16 protein-coding genes are annotated in these 19,869 nt (G+C 48.8%); 7 read left to right on the top strand and 9 right to left on the bottom strand.

All coding sequences use genetic code 11. The annotated features are described in order from the left end of the window. Complete coding sequence (gene ppsA, locus XMA127_RS05285) at positions 1–2,370, bottom strand: phosphoenolpyruvate synthase (RefSeq protein WP_173484298.1); 2,370 nt, start codon at positions 2,368–2,370, stop codon at positions 1–3. Positions 2,371–2,531: 161 nt separating this feature from the next. On the opposite strand from ppsA, the gene XMA127_RS05290 reads away from it, so the two are divergent. Genes XMA127_RS05290 through XMA127_RS05300 form a run of 3 tightly spaced genes read left to right on the top strand, consistent with a single transcriptional unit; the run spans position 2,532 to position 4,459 of the window. Beyond that, positions 2,532–3,350, top strand: a complete 819-nt coding sequence (locus XMA127_RS05290) for a pyruvate, water dikinase regulatory protein (RefSeq protein WP_173481611.1) — start codon at positions 2,532–2,534, stop codon at positions 3,348–3,350. A 9-nt stretch (positions 3,351–3,359) separates the two neighbouring features. Beyond that, positions 3,360–3,902, top strand: coding sequence for a DUF2889 domain-containing protein (locus XMA127_RS05295; protein ID WP_173481612.1), 543 nt, complete (start codon positions 3,360–3,362; stop codon positions 3,900–3,902). A gap of 5 nt (positions 3,903–3,907) precedes the next feature. Further along, positions 3,908–4,459 (top strand): hydrolase, encoded by a 552-nt coding sequence (locus XMA127_RS05300; protein ID WP_173483203.1) that lies wholly within the window; start codon positions 3,908–3,910, stop codon positions 4,457–4,459. Between the two features lie 58 nt (positions 4,460–4,517). Here the strand turns inward: XMA127_RS05300 and XMA127_RS05305 are convergent, their stop codons facing one another. Both XMA127_RS05305 and dsbD read right to left on the bottom strand, forming a co-directional pair. Beyond that, the gene (locus XMA127_RS05305) at positions 4,518–4,844 is read right to left on the bottom strand and encodes a hypothetical protein (protein WP_173481614.1); all 327 of its coding nucleotides are present in this window, start codon (positions 4,842–4,844) and stop codon (positions 4,518–4,520) included. 52 nt (positions 4,845–4,896) lie between these two features. Continuing rightward, a complete protein-coding gene (gene dsbD / locus XMA127_RS05310; RefSeq protein ID WP_371731510.1) occupies positions 4,897–6,699 on the bottom strand; it encodes a protein-disulfide reductase DsbD in 1,803 nt (600 codons plus the stop codon). A gap of 186 nt (positions 6,700–6,885) precedes the next feature. Here dsbD and XMA127_RS05315 point away from each other — a divergent pair, with 186 nt between their 5' ends. Continuing rightward, a complete protein-coding gene (locus tag XMA127_RS05315) occupies positions 6,886–7,953 on the top strand; it encodes a 3-deoxy-7-phosphoheptulonate synthase (protein WP_173484299.1) in 1,068 nt (355 codons plus the stop codon). A 58-nt stretch (positions 7,954–8,011) separates the two neighbouring features. Here XMA127_RS05315 and dld read toward each other — a convergent pair whose 3' ends face one another. Next, complete coding sequence (gene dld / locus XMA127_RS05320; RefSeq protein WP_173481616.1) at positions 8,012–9,733, bottom strand: D-lactate dehydrogenase; 1,722 nt, start codon at positions 9,731–9,733, stop codon at positions 8,012–8,014. Positions 9,734–9,927: 194 nt separating this feature from the next. Here dld and XMA127_RS05325 point away from each other — a divergent pair, with 194 nt between their 5' ends. Genes XMA127_RS05325 through XMA127_RS05335 form a run of 3 tightly spaced genes read left to right on the top strand, consistent with a single transcriptional unit; the run spans position 9,928 to position 12,158 of the window. Beyond that, positions 9,928–10,869: a TauD/TfdA family dioxygenase gene (locus XMA127_RS05325; protein ID WP_173481617.1), complete on the top strand. Its 942-nt coding sequence runs from the start codon at positions 9,928–9,930 to the stop codon at positions 10,867–10,869. Then, on the top strand, positions 10,869–11,354 hold the full coding sequence (locus tag XMA127_RS05330; protein ID WP_173481618.1) for a MarR family winged helix-turn-helix transcriptional regulator: 486 nt from the start codon (positions 10,869–10,871) through the stop codon (positions 11,352–11,354). The genes XMA127_RS05325 and XMA127_RS05330 overlap by 1 nt, the downstream gene beginning before the upstream one ends. 15 nt (positions 11,355–11,369) lie before the next feature. After that, positions 11,370–12,158: a class II aldolase/adducin family protein gene (locus XMA127_RS05335; protein ID WP_173483206.1), complete on the top strand. Its 789-nt coding sequence runs from the start codon at positions 11,370–11,372 to the stop codon at positions 12,156–12,158. 41 nt (positions 12,159–12,199) lie between these two features. Here XMA127_RS05335 and XMA127_RS05340 read toward each other — a convergent pair whose 3' ends face one another. The 5 genes from XMA127_RS05340 to prpB form a co-directional block, all read right to left on the bottom strand. Further along, positions 12,200–13,669 (bottom strand): NAD-dependent succinate-semialdehyde dehydrogenase, encoded by a 1,470-nt coding sequence (locus tag XMA127_RS05340; protein WP_173489103.1) that lies wholly within the window; start codon positions 13,667–13,669, stop codon positions 12,200–12,202. A 233-nt stretch (positions 13,670–13,902) separates the two neighbouring features. Then, positions 13,903–15,081 (bottom strand): 2-methylaconitate cis-trans isomerase PrpF, encoded by a 1,179-nt coding sequence (gene prpF, locus XMA127_RS05345; RefSeq protein WP_173481621.1) that lies wholly within the window; start codon positions 15,079–15,081, stop codon positions 13,903–13,905. 63 nt (positions 15,082–15,144) lie between these two features. Further along, positions 15,145–17,754, bottom strand: coding sequence for a Fe/S-dependent 2-methylisocitrate dehydratase AcnD (gene acnD / locus XMA127_RS05350; RefSeq protein ID WP_173499052.1), 2,610 nt, complete (start codon positions 17,752–17,754; stop codon positions 15,145–15,147). Between the two features lie 22 nt (positions 17,755–17,776). Beyond that, a complete protein-coding gene (prpC, locus tag XMA127_RS05355; protein ID WP_173481622.1) occupies positions 17,777–18,907 on the bottom strand; it encodes a 2-methylcitrate synthase in 1,131 nt (376 codons plus the stop codon). A 62-nt stretch (positions 18,908–18,969) separates the two neighbouring features. Further along, a complete protein-coding gene (prpB, locus tag XMA127_RS05360) occupies positions 18,970–19,863 on the bottom strand; it encodes a methylisocitrate lyase (protein WP_173481623.1) in 894 nt (297 codons plus the stop codon). Positions 19,864–19,869: the final 6 nt, after the last annotated feature.

Consider the following 19,869-nt stretch of genomic DNA (forward strand, 5'->3'; position numbering starts at 1 on the left):
TTAGGCTTTGTCATTCGCCAAGTAGAACCAGGTATCCATGACTGAATCAGGGTTGAGTGACACACTGTCGATACCCTGCTGCATCAACCAACGGGCAAGATCAGGGTGGTCCGAAGGTCCTTGTCCACAGATACCCACATATTTACCCTGCGCCTTACAGGCGGTAATCGCCATCTCAAGAAGACGCTTAACCGCTTCGTTTCGCTCATCGAACAGATGCGCGATAAGACCCGAATCACGGTCCAAGCCGAGTGTCAGCTGAGTCAGGTCGTTCGAACCAATTGAGAAGCCGTCAAAGTACTCAAGGAACTGGTCAGCGAGTAGTGCGTTGGATGGGATTTCACACATCATGATCAACTTAAGACCGTTCTGTCCGCGCTGAAGTCCATTCTCCGCCAACAGATCTACGACCTGTTTTGCCTCGCCTGGTGTGCGTACGAATGGCACCATGATCTCAACATTGGTTAGACGCATCTCATCACGGACACGTTTCAATGCACGACACTCCAGCTCAAAACAGTCACGGAAGTCTTCAGAGATGTAGCGAGCAGCACCACGGAAACCAAGCATTGGGTTCTCTTCATGCGGTTCGAACGATTGACCACCGATCAGGTGACCGTACTCATTGGATTTGAAGTCCGACATACGAACGATCACTTTCTTAGGGTAGAAAGCGGCCGCAAGCGTTGAGATACCCTCAGTCAATTTATCAACGTAGAAATCAACAGGCGATTTGTAACCTGCGATGCGGCGTTCAATAACCTGACGCACATCACGTGGTTGCTCCTCTAGATTAATCAACGCTTTCGGGTGAACACCAATCATTCGGTTGATAATGAACTCTAAACGCGCCAGACCAACACCAGCATTCGGCAGTGATTGGAAGTCAAAGGCACGGTCTGGGTTACCCACGTTCATCATAATGTCGAACGGCAGCGATGGCATCTGTTCAACATTGTTTGTAGTGTGTTCAAAGTCTAGACAACCCGCGTAGACGTAGCCTGTATCACCTTCTGCACAGCTAACAGTCACCTCTTGGCCGTCAGTCAGTGCAGAGGTTGCATCACCACAGCCCACGATAGCAGGAATACCTAACTCACGTGCAATGATCGCCGCGTGACAGGTACGACCACCACGGTTCGTTACGATCGCTGATGCACGTTTCATAACCGGCTCCCAATCTGGGTCGGTCATATCCGTTACCAACACATCACCATCCTGAACGGTGTGCATCTCATCAAGTGACTTAACAAGACGAACAACACCGGCGCCAATTCGGTGACCAATCGAACGACCTTCAACGAGGACCTGACCCTTCTCTTTCATCAGGTAGCGTTCGATCACGGTTTTTTGTGTCTGACTGCGAACCGTTTCTGGACGAGCCTGAACGATGTAAAGCTGACCATCATCCCCATCACGAGCCCACTCGACATCCATTGGACGGCCGTAGTGGTTCTCAATGATGACGGCAATGCGCGCCAACTCTTCTACCTCTTCATCCGTCACACAGAAACGGTTGCGATCCGCATAAGAGACATCGACCGTCTCTACCGCCTTACCCGCACTGTGCTCATCCGTGTAGATCATCTTGATCGCTTTAGAGCCCATGGTACGACGAAGAATCGCAGGAGCGTTCTGCTTTAGAGTGGGTTTGTAGACGTAGAACTCATCAGGGTTAACTGCGCCCTGAACAACGGTTTCGCCCAAACCGTACGCGGCGGTGATGAAGACAACGTGCTGGAAACCTGATTCTGTGTCCAATGAGAAGAGAACGCCCGATGCGCCGGTCTCACTGCGAACCATGCGTTGAATACCCGCAGATAGCGCTACTTCAGCGTGAGTAAATCCTTTGTGAACTCGGTAAGAGATGGCGCGATCGTTATATAGGGAAGCAAACACCTCTTTGATCGCGTGTTTAACATTATCTAGGCCTTTAATATTTAGGAAGGTCTCTTGCTGGCCAGCAAAAGAGGCATCTGGCAAATCTTCTGCAGTCGCCGATGAGCGCACTGCGACACTGATCTCAGCTTGGCCATCCAACATCTCTGCGTAAGCTGTTTCGATCGCAGCATCCAATTCAGGTTGAAAATCCGCATCCATAATCCACTGACGAATCTGACCGCCAGTTTCCGCCAATGCACGCGTATCATCTGCATCCAGCTCATCAAGACGTGCATTAATACGATCCGCCAAACCACCATAGGCTAGGAACTCTCGATACGCTTCGGCAGTCGTGGCAAAGCCACCCGGTACACGCACACCGGCTTCACTCAATTGACTGATCATTTCACCAAGAGAGGCATTCTTACCACCTACTTTTTCCACATCGGTCATGCGCGCCTGATCAAGACGAATCACGTATTCTGTCAAAGCACTATCTCCTAAACTTTGGTCGTTAAACTGAGTATTTACTACCCAATACACGCCATACTAGAGGAAGAAAAGAGAAATAAAACCCCCTTTTAAAAATGTAATTTCGCTACAAAAACTCTAGTATAGGGCATTGAATTTAGTCGAATTGAGTATCCAAAATGAAGCGCACCGCTTTCTTTATATCGGACGGAACCGGCATCACAGCTGAAGTTCTTGGTAACAGTCTGCTTAGCCAATTTGAGTCGGTAGAGTTTGAAGAGATCACCCTTCCCTACATCGATACACCCGAAAAGGTCGAAGCCGTTATTCAACGCATTAACGAAACAGGCAAACAAGACGGACATCGTCCAATTGTGTTCGATACCTTTGTTAATGCAGAGTACCGCGCAATGATCGCTGATGCTGAGTCCTACAACATCGACATCTTCTCGACCTTTTTAAAACCGCTTGAATCCGAGCTCGATACCGCATCGACCTACACGGTTGGTAAATCACACGCGATTAACCAAATTGATCGCTACAAGGCCCGTATCGATTCGGTTAACTTTGCGTTGGATAACGATGACGGCGCCAGAACTCAGCAGTACAAAGAGGCTGACATTATCCTAGTAGGTGTCTCCCGTTGCGGTAAAACACCCACCTGCCTCTACATGGCACTGCAGTACGGTATTCGCGCCGCCAACTACCCACTGACCGAAGAGGATATGGGCGGTGAAGATCTACCCGATATTCTTAAGCAGCACCGTGAAAAGCTGTATGGATTGACCATCGATCCGTTCCAGCTTGCCGCGATTCGTAATGAGAGACGCCCAAACAGCCGATACTCGTCACTCGACCAATGCGATCTTGAGACTCGCACGGCTGAGCGCTATTTCCGCCAGAACAATATGCAATCGATCAATACCACCAACTTCTCGATTGAAGAGATCAGTACACGCATCATGGCCGATGCTAATCTCAATCGACGCATTGTTTAGGAGCCTATCATGCCACTACCCACACCGGCTGCGAGGACGCATCGCCATACACGACAGGTCACCTGCACTGGCTATCAGCGTGAAGATGGGCTTTGGGATATTGAAGGCCATCTCGTCGATACCAAAGCTGATGAGATGCCATTAAGTGAATTTATCTTAAAAGCGGGCGACCCACTGCACGATATGGCGATCCGCCTGACTGTTGATCTTGATCTGAACATACACGCCGTTGAAACCACGATGGATGCCACCCCCTACACAATGTGTCCAGGTATCGCACCGGTATATAAACAGTTAGAGGGAGAGTCGATTAGACCCGGCTTTACCAAAAAGGTGAGAGATCTGTTTGGCGGCATTCAAGGCTGTACACACCTGGTTGAGCTATTAGGTCCAGTAGCGACAACGGCCATACAAGTCACCTTTCAAGAGCGCCATCGATTAGCAAAAAGCACGGCTGAATCACCGGTTTCCGCGCAACTCAACAGCTGCCACACCTACGCTGAAGACTCGCCTGTCGTCGAACAATATTGGCCCGAACTCTATAAAGGTTAACCAGTATGGCACTGATCGACAGAGATAACTGCACGCTATTCGTAATTGATGTTCAGGGGAGGTTGCTACCGGCTGTGCAATCACCAGAACAGACCCTCGCTAATACCGTCGCACTGGTTGAGGTGGCGCAACTTCTTGAGATACCCATCGCCTACTCTGAACAGTATCCACAAGGTCTTGGAGCCACTGAAGAGTCGCTACTATCGCTTCTTGAAGGTAAGGCTGAGCGGTTCGAAAAACAGAGCTTTTCATGCGTAAGTGAACCACAGATAAAAACCGCGTTGAATCAGTGGGAGCGCAAACAGATCATCATTGCAGGCATGGAGACACATGTCTGTGTTCTTCAAACAGTCTTAGAACTTAGTGAAATGGGATTTCAGGTTTTTGTGGTCGAAGACGCTGTCAGTTCACGAAAGGCCGAGGATAAAGTGCTGGCTCTTAAGCGAATTCAACAAAACCAAGTGACCCTGGTTTCAAAAGAGATGGTGATGTTTGAGTGGTTAAAGCGTGCCGATCATCCTAAGTTTAAAGAGATCAGTAGAGAGTTCATTCGATAGATAGCTAGAAACAGAAGAGCCAGCTATTTGCTGGCTCTTTAGCAACTAAAATTAATGACTACTCTTGTGGGAACTTGTAGTAGGTCTTGTTGAGGTAAGCCGTAACATCGGCAACCTCTTCCGGGAACCAGCCGACATTCATCTTGTCGTTACAGCCCTGAACCCAGGCCTGTTCAAGATTTTTATAGCTGGAAGCCATACGGTCTGAACGAGTGTAAAAGGCAGGTTCGTGACAGGTTGCGCAGGTCACATCATCACGCATTTCGCCGTTAATCTCTCGCTCAAAATAGGTTTCATCATAAAGCTCCTTGCCGTTATCCGCGTCGGCAGCAAGTGCTACGACAGGGGTCAACAGAAGGGCTGCAAACAGAGTACTTTTTTTCATTTTCATCACTCCAAAGAGCAGGACAATTGTCTTGCCTAAGCTCAGTTATTGCTTAAAGTTGATTGCTCATTTGTAAAAACTGTTCTGGCGAGGGTACACCCACCAGAGTTAACTCTTTTCGATACTGACCAAGTCCATCATAAAAGATAAGCGTTGGCGGACCAAGTACTTCATAGCGCTTTGTAAGCTGCTTCGACGCTTCATCATTAGCCGTCACATCTACTTTTACCAGCAACATTTGCGCCATCCTGTTCTGAACGGCTGAGTCAGCGAAAGTGACGTAATCGAGCTCCTTACAGGAGACACACCAATCCGCGTAGTAATCCAGTAAAACAGCCTGTCCTCTCGATTTAGCCAGGCTCAATTGAGCGTCTAAATCGGTTGGATTGGTCACGGTTACAAACTCAATCTTCGCTGCAGTCGTGGCTTCACTTGTCGATACGAGGCCTTTCAATGGGTAGATCAAACTCTTACCACCGGACAGAAGCCCTAGGGTTAAAGAGGCACCGTAAACGAGCAGGATAACCCCTACCCCTTTGGCGATCTTCTTAACACCATGAACTTCCGAGGCGTGACTTTCAAAGACACCCATAAAGACAGAGGTGATGATTAGGATCAGCGCGACCAATCCCATCGTCACCTCAACCGGCACGATGCGATCTAACATCCAAACCGCCATCAAAAGAAGAACGACACCAAAACCGGCTTTGACACTCTCCATCCAAAGACCCGCACGTGGCATGTACTTGGCTGCAGAGGTGCCGATCAATATCAGAGGAATACCCATACCAATCGACAGTGAGAATAGTGCTAACCCGCCAATAACAGGATCACCCGTTTGACCAATATAGATCAAAGCGCCCGCCAACGGAGCAGCCATACAGGGACCCACAATCAGTGCAGAGAGGAAGCCCATAACAGCCACACCAACATAACTGCCACCTTTCTGTTTATCAGAATTGCGACTCAACCAGGTTTGAACAGAGGACGGCATCTGCAGCTCGTAAAAGCCAAACATAGAGCCTGCCAACAGCACAAACAGAAGACTGAAGAGAGCAATTACTGCAGGAGCCTGAAGTGCCGCTTGCAGATTCGCTCCAAACACTCCTGCCAGCACCCCAGCGATTGTGTAGGTCACCGCCATAGCCAGCACATAGATGATCGACAGGGCTAATCCATGCTTAGCATTAGTGTTGTGACCATGACCGGCAATAATGCCCGACAGAATGGGAATCATCGGAAATACACAGGGCGTCAACGACAGAGCCAAACCCGCTAAAAAGAAGACGCCAATCAAAGTCCAAGAGGAGCTACCTGATAGGGTTTGTAAGAACTGATCCTGCTCACTGACAATCTCTGTCGTAGTTGCGTCAGCTGAAGCTGTTTTTGTAGCCTGTAAAGCCTCCGATAGACCAGTGTAGGCAACCACACCAGTCACCGGTGGATAACAGATTCCCCCTTCCCAGCAACCTTGGTAGCTGACATCAAATTGACCCTCAGCCGATGCAGCGGTTTGACGCGCCAGCTCAACGGTCACCTCAGCGCGATCATGAAAGACCTCTACAACACCAAAGACAGGATCCTCTTTAGTATCAGTCGCGGAATCGGATCGGCTAACTTGGCTAACCCCTTCTGGAAGGGTTAACTCGATTCGATCTTGGTAGAGGTAGTAACGAGGCTCAATATCCCATACCAATAGAAAGCGGTTAGCATCCAGTTGCTGAGCACTGAATTTAAACGCCTGTTCAACCTCTAACGGCTCATCACTGTTACCACCAAACAGAGACGCATTGGCGCCTGACAGTGACAATATGAACGCCATTAACAGGCTGAGTGTGAATTTGATAGAACGCACAAAGTCCTCGCATTAAAACTTATCTATCGCAATAACGAAGATTTAAATTACACAGTTAGAGCTATTATTCCGTTTTGTCGGTCATAGATCACTAAAATTCGTATTTTATACTGACAGAGCCCTTAAACCAGACCATTGACTGTGTTACAAACGCTCTTCTTTCAAAGGATTATTCGGATTTAACCCATGACCGATACTCGTATTGACGATTTAAACGTCGAATCAAATGACCCACTGGTCACACCCAATCAGCTTAAAAAAGAGTTACCTCTGTCTGATAAAGCTGCCGCGAGCGTGATGGCCGGCCGCAACACCATCAAACAGATTCTTAAGCGCGAAGATAAGCGCCTGTTCATCGTGGTAGGCCCTTGCTCTATTCACGATCCAGAAGCTGCGATCGAATATGGTCGTCGCCTATTGAAGCTGCAAGAGCAGGTGAAAGATTCACTCTACCTAGTAATGCGAGTCTACTTTGAAAAACCACGTACCACCGTCGGTTGGAAAGGGTTGATCAACGACCCTCATATGAACGACAGCTTTGAGATTGAAGAGGGACTTCGTATTGGTCGTAAGTTGCTGCTTGATCTGGCCGAGATGGGCCTTCCTCTGGCGACTGAAGCATTGGATCCAATCTCACCACAATACATGCAGGATCTTATTACTTGGTCAGCCATTGGGGCGCGTACCACTGAATCACAAACTCACCGTGAAATGTCCTCAGGTCTATCCGGCGCCGTTGGCTTCAAAAATGGTACTGACGGTAGCTTAGATGTTGCTATTAATGCGATGCAATCGGTCAGCCACCCTCACAGCTTTTTGGGAATCAACTCAGAGGGTCAGGTATCCATTGTCCGTACTCGTGGTAACCAATACAGTCATGTCGTACTTCGTGGTGGTGCGGGACGTGCCAACTACGACACCGTCAGCGTCAACCTAACAGAACAAGCACTAGAGAAAGCGAAGCTGCCACAGAACATTATGATCGACTGTAGCCACGCTAACTCAAACAAAGATCACAACCGCCAGCCGCTAGTGGCTAAGGATGCAATGCATCAGATTGTTCAGGGTAACCGCTCAATCATCGGTCTTATGATCGAGTCGCACATTAATGAGGGCAACCAGTCGATCCCTTCAGATCTCAATGAATTGAAATACGGTGTCTCGGTGACGGATGCCTGTATCAACTGGGAGACGACCGAAAGCTCACTGATTGAGATGAATGATCAGCTTGCTGAGATTCTAAAAACTCGATAAGCATCGATCGGATACAAAAAAGGGAAGCCATTAGGCTTCCCTTTTTCAATTCAACGGATCAGTGATGATCGCTGCCACAACCACAGGATGACTCACCCCAGTACTTCAACTTACTGGTTTGACCAATACCTGCGTTGAATCCATTGGTTGGATCCAGACTGCGGTAGAACTCTTTAAGCGCCTCTTTCGCAGCGTATTCATGACCAACGTTATGTTCCGCTGGGTATTCAGCACCACGCGCATCAAAGGTATCCAAAATCTGGTTCTTAACCGCTTTGGCATCAACACCGGGCTTCATGATGTAGTTCTGGTGCATGACGTGACAGAAGAAGTGACCATAGTAGACCTTAACGGCAATTTGATCCGCTAGCTCTTGTGGCAGCGTTTCAAACCAGTCGCGCTCATTACGCGGGAAGGCCACATCGATGGTCATAACCGCACCTAGTTTGTCGCCTTCCATGATCTTGTTACGTCCAATCGCACCACCCGCGACAAAACGGTGCAGAATCGCCTGCTCTGCTTCGCGCTCAGTACACTCGAAATACTCACCCTCATTCGTTTTAAAGAACTCATTGAGGTAAGCGCGCATCTCATCGACACACTCATTGCCTGTTTCGAGAATCCAGTGGTGTTCAAAGCGATCACGATACTCTTCCATGCTAGCCGGCAGATGATTTGGCCATAGGTAGCTCATCCACTGCAGCATCTTGTCCGAGAAGTTTTTCGGTAAAAAGCCTAGCTTATTGGTCCAACGATCAACCGTGCGTTTAATCGCGAACATCTTAGGCATGTAGGAAGCACCGAGTTTGTCGATCACGATGAACGAATCTTTACCGTACTTCTTAGAGACGTCATAACAGGTACGGTGAATGTACTCACCGGCGATAGGCAGATTCTTAAAGGTCGACAAGATATCGCGACGCATCTGCTCCATAACCGCAGGGTCATTAGTACCAACGTAGAACACCTGCTGTTTCTTTGGAATCTCGAAGGTATCCATACGCACAGCAAAGACGGCCAATTTACCGGCACAACCAGACGCTTCGTGCAGACGACGACCATCATTGTTGTAGCGAGAGGGTGTCTCAGCATCAATATCACGAATACGATCGTTGTACTCGTTATCGGAACCCAGCAGATCTGGGTACTGGACATCATCAGCGCGATAACGCTCGTACTGAAGATTTTCGAGCATCTCCTCAGGTGTATCACCCAAGTTGATTCCTAGATTGTTCACCAACTCCAACTCACCGTCGGCATTGATCTGAGCAAAGATAGACATCTCTGTGTAAGCAGGACCACGCTGAACTAACGCACCGCCAGAGTTGTTACAGATACCACCGACAATAGACGCACCAATACATGAGGAACCGATGACAGAGTGAGGCTCACGACCGTATGGACGCAGGCGATCTTCCAGACCAAAAAGCGTAGAACCCGCAAGACCCACAATCTGTTTGCCCTGATCAATCAGGTGAATAGAGTCGATGCGCATGGTACTGATGATCACGATAGGACGATCGTAATCGTCACCATTAGGGGTAGAGCCACCGGTCAAACCGGTATTCGCGGCCTGCATAATGACGATCACATCCGCTTTGACACAGGCTTGCAGACAGTGCCAAACCTCAACCAAGGTTCCAGGACGAACGACAGCTAATGCACTACCACCACCCAGACGAAAACCGGTAGCGTAAGGCGCCACACGATCAGATTCGGTTATTGCGTACTTCTTACCAACAATGGTTTGTAACTGCGAAATAAGTGCCTGAGTCGACATTATTCAAAGCCTCTATCTTGAAATCAGATGCGGATTATAGCGGATCCTGCGGGGAATTAAATTTAGCTTTCGCAATGCACAAAAAAAGAGATCACTTTTATCTGCCCTCATTCTGTAAAAACCAAAAAGTTGACATATCAACTTTTTGGATCTATTGTTCATTTCACAATAAATAACACCATCGGAGAGAAGCAATGAGTTCAATGGATACCGATCTAATTCATGACGATCAGCCTTACAAAAACCATCCATATCAAGGTAAACAGATCAAAACACTACCACTGGCTTCATCAATGGGTGCTGAGGTACTGGATGTTCAGTTAAAAGATCTTGATGACGAAGCCTTTGAGGAGCTCAAAGAGGCACTCTGGCACCACAAGATGATCTTCTTGCGTAAGCAGAACCTCTCCCCTGCTGATCAGTTGGAGTTTACAAAGCGCTTTGGCGAGTTAGGTACCGATGCTTACACCACAGGTCTTCCTGGCTTCCCAGATGTACAACCTGTTATCAAAGAGGCTGATACCAAATCTAAAATCATCTTTGGCGGTGGTCACCATACCGATTCAGCCTTTCTAGAAAGACCACCATCAATCAGTGTACTTCACGGCATCGAAATTCCACCCTATGGTGGTGATACCATCTGGTACAACTCAGTGATGGCGTATGAGAGCCTGTCTGCTGGCATGAAAAAGATGCTAGCGCCGCTAAAGGTTCATATGGCTGCTGACCGCGTTATAGGCTCGATGAAAAAAGTGGTTGAACAGACAAAGAATATGACTTCAATGACCGATATCGAGTTAGAAATTGATATCGACGCGATGATGCGCGGAAACTTCCATCCGATGGTTCGCAAGCATCCAGAATCTGGTCAAGTGTCACTCTATGTTGATGGTGTCTACTCAGTCAATATCGAGGGAATGGAGCGCCGCGAGTCAGAACCTCTGCTTAAATTCCTACACGAGCACGCAACGCAAGAGTTCTTCTGTTGTCGTTTACGCTGGGAAGAGGATACTGTCGCCATTTGGGACAACCGCATCTGTCTTCACCGCGCGTTTAATGATTACGATGGGTTCCGTCGTGAACTGCATCGCACAACAGTCATGGGCGAAAAACCTCAGGCTGCGTTTGAAAGTTAATGTCAGATAAATTGGACATTATTCGACACAGAGAGGGGCATGAAGTTCTCGACTATGATCGATACCTTCAACACCTTATCTCTGTGATCGCCAATAGGCTGACAAGCTACTCATCAAGCCAGTACCTATCGCAATTTGGTTTGGGCTCAGTTGAGATGCGGGTTCTCGCATCTCTGGCTTATCAGCCAAACCAAAAGGCAGCTGAAGTCTGCTCCCTGATCAGCATAGATAAGGCAGCGGCCAGTCGAGCCATGGCTAAACTGGACTCACAAAATCTGCTCATTGGTGAAACAGCCACACCCAAAGGCAAGCAAAAACGCTGGTCACTTAGTGAAAAGGGTTGGGCACTACATCAACGCTTCTTGGACGTGGTGCTTGATCGTCATGAGAGAGTCGTAAAAGAGATTGATGAGAGTGAATTAGTTCAATTTGTTGGGACCCTTCACAAATTGATTAAAAATATTGAAACGCTCGACACCGAATAAATAAAAGGACAGAACATGAGTAACGATCCAAGATTTCAGGTAGATCTACCCGATGCACCTGAAGGAATGAGTGACACTGAATGGCAAGCCCGCCTTCAACTCGCAGCGACCTACAGAATGGTTGATCACTTTGGCTGGACATTCATTGTCTACAACCATATCAGCCTGCGTATTCCTGGAACTGATGAGTTTTTAATCAACCCGTTCGGGGTTCGTTATGATGAAATGCGCGCATCAGACCTGATTAAGATCGATATTGATGGTAACGCCCTTTCTGAAAGTGAGTGGAACGTCAACAAAGCAGGCTACACCATTCACTCAACGATTCATAAAGCCCGCCCTGATCTGCACTGTATATTACATACACACGAGCCAGTTTCGCAGTCACTGTGCGCGCTGGATTCACCATTAATTCCTGTTACGCAAGAGGGTTGTCAGTTCTTCGAACGCACTGGCTATCATGACTTTGAAGGGATCGTTCTGGATGGCTCTGAGGGGCCGCGACTAGCGGCGGCAATGGGTGAAACCAACCACACGCTTGTTCTCAAGAACCACGGTCTTCTCACAGCAGGCCCAACTTGTACCTGGGCCTTTGTAAGACACTTTGCTTTCATTAGAAATGCAGAGGTGCAATTGGCTGCTATGGCAGCAGGCAACCTGAACCCAATTGATGAAGAGATCATTCGAAAAACTCGTCATCAGTTCGAAGGCGGCGAAGCTCAAGCCAATGCAAAAGTTAGACACCCTGAGTGGCCGGCGTTGATCCGTTTGATCGATCAGAAAGATCCTAGCTGGAAACTGTAAAAGAAAAAGCCCTCTGACAAGAGGGCTTTTAGTGGGCATAATTATATGCCACCCATACAGAGGTATTTAATCTCTAGGTAGTCATCCAGACCGTACTTAGACCCTTCTCGACCTTGGCCACTCTGTTTAACCCCACCAAAGGGTGCCATTTCTGAAGAGATAATCCCTTCATTGATGCCCACAATCCCAACATCCAGTGCTTCAGCAACACGCCAGACACGGCCAATATCGCGACTGTAGAAATAGGCTGCCAAGCCGAATTCTGTGTCATTTGCCAGTGCGATGGCCTCCTCTTCTGTTTCAAACTTGTAGATAGGTGCCACAGGACCAAAGGTCTCTTCGTAAGTCACACACATATCGGTTGTGATGTCAGCCAGTATGGTCGGCTCAAAGAAGGTGCCACCCAGTGCATGGGGCTTTCCACCTAATACAATCCGAGCCCCCTTCTCTACCGCGTCTTTGATGTGTCGTTCAACCTTGTCGACCGCAGCTTGGTTGATCAGAGGACCTTGAACAGCGTCGTCCACTTCAAGACCGTTACCCACTTTAAAGGCTGAAACACGCTCAGCGAGCTTTTGAAGGAAAGACTCATAGATACCGCTTTGGACAATGATACGGTTGGCGCAGACACAAGTTTGGCCAGTGTTTCGATACTTAGATGCAATCACACCATCGATAGCCGCATCCAAATCAGCATCATCAAAAACGACGAAGGGGGCATTTCCTCCCAGCTCCATACTGACTTTTTTGACGCTGTCGGCGGCTTGTTTCATTAGAATCTTGCCGACCTGCGTCGAACCAGTGAAGGAAATTTTACGAACTTTATCTGAACTCGTAAGCGCACTGCCTACGGCAGCCGCTTTAGCTCTCGAGCTTGTCACAATGTTGATAAGACCCGTAGGGATACCTGCTCGTGCTGCAAGTTCTGCCAGTGCGAGAGATGAAAGCGGTGTATCTTCTGCCGGTTTAGCAACCACTGGACATCCCGCTGCTAGCGCTGGTGCAATCTTGCGCGCAATCATGGCATTCGGGAAGTTCCAAGGAGTGATTGCACCCACTACACCGACTGGCTGCTTGATAACAACTAAACGCTTATCACCCGTAGCTGCAGGAATGGTATCACCATAAACACGCTTGGCCTCTTCAGCGAACCACTCGATGTAGCTCGCGCCGTAAGCGACCTCACCACGCGCTTCTGCAAGAGGCTTACCCTGTTCTGCTGTCATCAAACGCGCTAGATCTTCCTGATTCTCCATGACCAAATCAAACCAACGACGAATAAGATTAGCTTTCTGTTTGCATGGAAGGGTTTTCCAATCGGCCCAAGCAGCATCGGCCGCGTCGATCGCTCGTTGAGTATCAACCTCATCCATATCGGGGACTTCAGCAAGTAACTCTCCAGTAGCGGGATTGATCACGGCAAATGTATCGCCGGAATGTGAGTCTACCCACTGACCATTAATAAATGCTTTAGAGATAAGAAGAGAGGTGTCGCTAAGTTGAAGTGGCATGATCGAAAGATCCCGTGATTTGATTATTAACATTATTCGTTACAAACAATACGTTAAACCTATGGAAAGGATCAATTCAATGCGGTTTTGCGGAGTGAAATTCACTTGTTTAGTGGTGAATGAAGAAAGGGCGGATGACAGGCTGAAGGCCTGTCACCTGGGTACTAACCCACTACGCAGTTACCGTGCCAGGCCTTCAGCCTGACATCGGCACTTTCAGCATTTTCCAGAGACTAAAAGGTATCCCCTGGAACATGCACAGAACCCGTCATTAGAAGACGCGCACTTCGGCTCATGATGGCGGCTTTAGCAGTCCACTCACCATTCACCTCTTCCGCTTTTGCACCGACACGCAAGGTACCCGATGGGTGACCAAAGCGAACGGCATCGCGCTCTCCGCCACCGGCAGCGAGGTTAACCAGCGTACCCGGTACTGCTGCTGCCGTTGCGATAGCAACTGCCGCTGTACCCATCATCGCGTGATGAAGTTTACCCATAGACAGTGCACGAACTAGAACATCTACATCATCCGTTGTGATCTCTTTACCACTAGACGCTGTGTAGTTCTTTGGTGGTGAGACAAAAGCAATTTTAGGGGTATGTTGACGCGTCTCAGCCTCTTTAAGATCCGTGATTAGACCCATCTTTAGCGCACCGTGGGCACGCATGGTTTCAAAACGCGCTAGCGCTTCAGGATCATTATTGATCGCTTCACGAAGCTCAGTACCTTGGTAACCAATCTCTTCTGCATTGAGGAAGATGGTTGGGATACCTGAGTTGATCATTGTCGCTTTAAAAGTACCCACACCAGGAACTTCAAGATCATCGACAAGATTACCTGTTGGGAACATAGAACCTTCGCCATCGGCTGGATCCATGAACGACACTTCAATCTCAGCTGCGGGGAAAGTGACACCATCAAGCTCGAAGTCACCTGTCTCTTGTACCTGACCATTAGTGATCTGGACTTTACCGATGATGGTCTTCTTGATGTTGGCCTGCCAAATTTTGACTTCGCAGATGCCGTTTTCAGGAATCTTAGCTGGGTCGATTAGCCCTTCATGAATAGCAAAAGGGCCAATAGCCGCCGATAGGTTACCGCAGTTACCTGACCAATCCATAAATGGACGATCGATCGCGACCTGACCAAAAAGGTAGTCAACATCATGATCTGGCATGGTGCTTTTTGAGACGATAACCGTCTTCGATGTCGATGAAGTCGCACCACCCATACCATCAATTTGAGCACCGTATGGATCTGGGCTACCAATGACACGCATTAACAACTTATCGCGCGCTTCACCTGGAACCTGACACGCATCTGGTAAATCCTTCAGATTGAAGAAAACACCCTTAGATGTACCGCCACGCATGTAGGTAGCGCGAACCTGAATTTGAGGAACAAATGCCATTTCAAACATCTCCCTTAATTTAAAAAAGGGCCGCGATGCGACCCCTTGTAGTTAGCCAATTGCTTATGCATTGCCCTCAAGAAAATCTTGAGCAAAGCGTTGCAACACACCACCAGCTTTATAGACACGAACTTCTGCAGCCGTATCAAGACGACAGGTCACTGGTACGCGAACCTGTTCACCGTTACGACGATTGATGATCAGCGTTAGATCTGCACGTGGCGCGATCTCACCTTCCACATCGTACGACTCAGTACCATCAATACCGTAAGTATGACGTGTTTCGCCCTCTTTGAATTGAAGAGGTAGTACGCCCATACCGACTAGGTTAGTACGGTGAATACGCTCGAAACCTTCAGCAACGATCGCTTCAACACCCGCTAGGCGAACACCTTTAGCCGCCCAGTCACGTGATGAGCCCTGACCGTAGTCAGCGCCAGCAACGATGATTAGGTTCTGCTTGCGCTCCATGTAAGTCTCAATCACTTCCCACATGCGCATCTGTTCACCCTGAGGTTCTAGACGAGCTAGAGAACCCTGAATGATCTCGCCGTTCTCATCACGACACATCTCATTCAACAGTTTCGGGTTAGCGAAGGTTGCGCGCTGTGCTGTTAGGTGGTCACCACGGTGAGTTGCGTATGAGTTGAAGTCCTCTTCTGGAAGACCCATCTTAGCAAGGTATTCACCCGCTGCAGACGACGCAAGAATCGCATTCGATGGCGATAGGTGGTCAGTTGTGATGTTGTCACCTAACACTGCCAATGGAAGCATACCTTTTAGCGTACGCTCACCTGCCAACGCACCTTCCCAGTATGGAGGGCGACGAATGTAGGTCGACATTTCACGCCAGTCGTAAAGTGGGCTTGGCGCTTTCTCAGCTTCACCTAGGTCAAACATAGGGATGTAGATCTGCTGGAACTGCTCTGGCTTAACGGCCTTAGCGACAATCGCATCGATCTCTTCATCTGATGGCCAGATATCTTTAAGCGTTACTGGGTTACCGTTGGTATCCGTACCCAATACATCGTTTTCGATATCAAAACGCATCGTACCGGCAATCGCGTAAGCAACGACAAGTGGTGGTGATGCTAGGAATGCCTGCTTAGCGTATGGGTGGATACGGCCGTCGAAGTTACGGTTACCCGATAGTACAGCTGTCGCGTAGAGGTCACGATCAATAATCTCTTGCTGAATCACAGGATCAAGCGCACCCGACATACCGTTACAGGTTGTACAAGCGTATGCCACGATACCGAAGCCCATCTTCTCAAGTTCTGGAAGAAGACCCGCCTCTTCTAGGTAAAGTTTTGCAACTTTTGAACCTGGAGCAAATGACGATTTAACCCAAGGCTTGCGCACAAGGCCAAGCTCGTTAGCACGTTTAGCAACAAGACCTGCAGCAACAACGTTGCGGGGGTTTGATGTATTGGTACATGAAGTGATCGCTGCGATGATCACTGCGCCATCTGGTAGCAGGCCATCAGCCTCTTCCGCTTTCGCAACAGCCAATTTCGCTTCGTCAGCGATACCGCGATTGGTTAGATCCGAAGTTGGTAGACGACGGTGTGGGTTTGATGGACCAGCCATATTGCGCACAACAGTCGATAGATCAAACTCAAGAACTCGCTCGTATTCAGCCGTAACAAGATCGGTCGCCCATAGGCCAGTCTCTTTAGCGTACTGCTCAACCAGTGCAACCTGCTCTGGTTCACGACCGGTCAGTTTTAGGTAGTCGATCGTCTGGCCATCGATGTAGAACATCGCAGCCGTTGCACCAAACTCTGGAGTCATGTTCGAGATAGTCGCACGGTCACCAATCGATAGTGAATCAGCGCCTTCGCCGAAGAACTCAAGGTATGCACCAACGACACGCTCCTGACGTAGGAACTCAGTCAGAGCCAATACGATATCAGTCGCAGTGATTCCTGGATTACGTTTACCCGTTAGCTTCACACCCACGATGTCTGGAAGACGCATCATTGATGGGTGACCCAGCATAACAGTTTCAGCTTCAAGACCACCGACACCGATCGCGATAACACCCAGTGCATCAACGTGAGGCGTGTGCGAGTCAGTACCGACACAGGTATCAGGGTAGGCAACCCCATCACGCGCCTGAATAACCGGAGACATCTTCTCAAGGTTGATCTGGTGCATGATGCCGTTACCGGCTGGAATTACATCAACGTTTTCAAACGCAGTCTTGGTCCAGTCGATAAAGTGGAAACGGTCTTCGTTACGACGATCTTCAATCGCACGGTTCTTATCGAACGCTTCTGGATCAAAGCCTGGTGCCTCTACTGCCAACGAGTGGTCAACAATCAGCTGAGTTGGCACGACAGGGTTAACCTTAGATGGGTCACCACCCTGATCCGCAATCGCATCACGCAGACCTGCTAGGTCAACCAGTGCTGTTTGACCAAGAATGTCATGACAGACAACACGCGCTGGGTACCAAGGGAAATCGAGGTCACGCTTACGCTCGATTAGCTGTTTTAGCGAATCAGTTAGAGCGTCCGGCTCACAACGGCGAACCAACTGTTCTGCCAATACACGCGATGTGTAGGGAAGCTTCGCATAAGCGCCAGCTTCAATTGCTTCAACCGCTGCACGAGTATCGAAGTAGTCGAGCGTCGTGCCAGTTAAAGATTTACGGTATTGAGTATTCATCATTTCAAGTTCCTACTCTTAATTAGGCACGGTCTTCAATCGCAACCCACTCAGCCGACTCAGGGCCAGTGTAGTCTGCAGAAGGACGGATAATACGGTTGTTTGCACGCTGTTCGATGACGTGAGCAGTCCAACCCGCTACGCGCGAACAGACAAAGATCGGCGTGAACAGTTCAGTAGGGATACCCATGAAGTGGTAAGCCGATGCGTGGAAGAAGTCCGCGTTACAGAAGAGTTTCTTCTCACGCCACATGACCGCTTCAACACGCTCAGAGACAGCGTAAAGGTGCGTATCACCTACCTGTTTAGAGAGTTTTTCAGACCACTCTTTGATGATCGCGTTACGTGGATCTGACTCGCGGTAGATCGCGTGACCAAAGCCCATGATCTTATCTTTACGAGCCAACATACCCATGATCGCTTCCTCTGCTTCGTCAGCAGATTTCCAGTTTTCGATCATCGCCATCGCCGCTTCGTTAGCGCCGCCATGCAAAGGACCACGCAGTGAACCGATGGCACCGGTCACACAGCTGTGAATGTCAGACAGCGTTGACGCACAGACACGAGCCGTAAAGGTTGAGGCATTGAACTCATGCTCTGCGTAAAGGATCAAAGAGGCGTGCATAACATCGACGTGCAGCGGCTCTGGTTTTTTATTGTGAAGCGTCCATAGGAACTGCTCTGCAATAGAGTCTGCGTCTGTCTCTGTCTCAACTCGGATGCCTTTGTGAGCAAAGTTGTACCAGTAGTTGATGATGCCAGGGAATACCGCCAGCATGCGATCGATGTGATCGTGCTGTTCGCTAAAGTCCATCTCTGTCTCAAGGTTACCCAACATAGAGACACCGGTACGCATCACATCCATTGGATGAGCATTTTTAGGGATGTTCTCTAGAACCGTTTTAAGCGCTGCTGGAAGTGCGCGCATGCCTTTCAGACGTGCTTTATAAGCATCCAGTTCCGCTTGGTTAGGCAGTTTGCCGTATAGAAGAAGGTAGGCAACCTCCTCAAACTGCGCATTGTCAGCCAACTCTTTAATATCGTAGCCGCGGTAAGTAAGACCAGCGCCCGATTTACCAACCGTACAGAGTGCCGTTTCACCCGCAGATTGACCACGCAGACCTGCACCACTTAATTTTTTTGCTTCAGCCATCTCTTTCTCCTTGAATGACATGGACCTGCGACAGAACAACAGATCCGAGAGTTAGGGATTAGTTACTTGTTTTTACCTTCTTGGAACAGAGCATCTAGCTTCTGTTCAAAGTCGTGGTAGTTCAAGAAATCGTAAAGATCCATGCGAGTCTGCATCGTATCCACAACGGCTTTCTGATCGCCATCACGCAGTAGCGCTTCGTAAACGTTCAAAGAGGCTTTGTTTGCTGCACGGAAACCAGACAGTGGGTAAAGAACCATCGTACAACCGTTCTCTGCCAACTCCTCTTTATTGAATAGAGGTGTCGCACCAAATTCAGTGATGTTCGCAAGTAGGTGTCCACCGTTAATACCCTGAGAGAAGGCTTTATAGTCTTCAAGCGTATGAACCGCTTCAGCGAAGATACCGTCAGCACCCGCTTCTAAACAGGCTTGTGCACGTTCAACGGCTGCGTTAAGACCTTCCATCTGGAATGCATCGGTACGGGCAATGATAAAGAAGTCATCGTCTGTTTTAGCATCAACGGCCGCTTTAACACGATCAACCATCTCTTCTAGAGAGACGATCTCTTTGTTTGGACGGTGACCACAACGCTTCTGAGCAACCTGGTCTTCAAGGTGACACGCCGCTGCGCCACCACGAATCATCTCTTTAACCGTACGTGCGATGTTGAATGCACCACCCCAACCTGTATCGATATCAACCATCAGAGGCGTATCACAGGCTGCTGTTACACGACGTACATCTTCCATCACATCGTTCAATGAGGTCATACCTAGATCAGGTAGGCCGTAAGAGGCGTTTGCAATACCACCACCAGAGAGATAGATCGCTTGGTGACCAACACGTGTTGCCATCATTGCGTTGTATGCGTTGAAAGTACCCACAACTTGAAGTGGCTTGTTATCGGCTAGTGCCTTACGGAACTTAGCGCCTGGGGACATCGACTGAGTCATCTCTAT

This window comes from Marinobacterium sp. xm-a-127, from assembly GCF_013283425.1.
Classification (GTDB): Bacteria; Pseudomonadota; Gammaproteobacteria; order Pseudomonadales; family Balneatricaceae; genus Marinobacterium_E.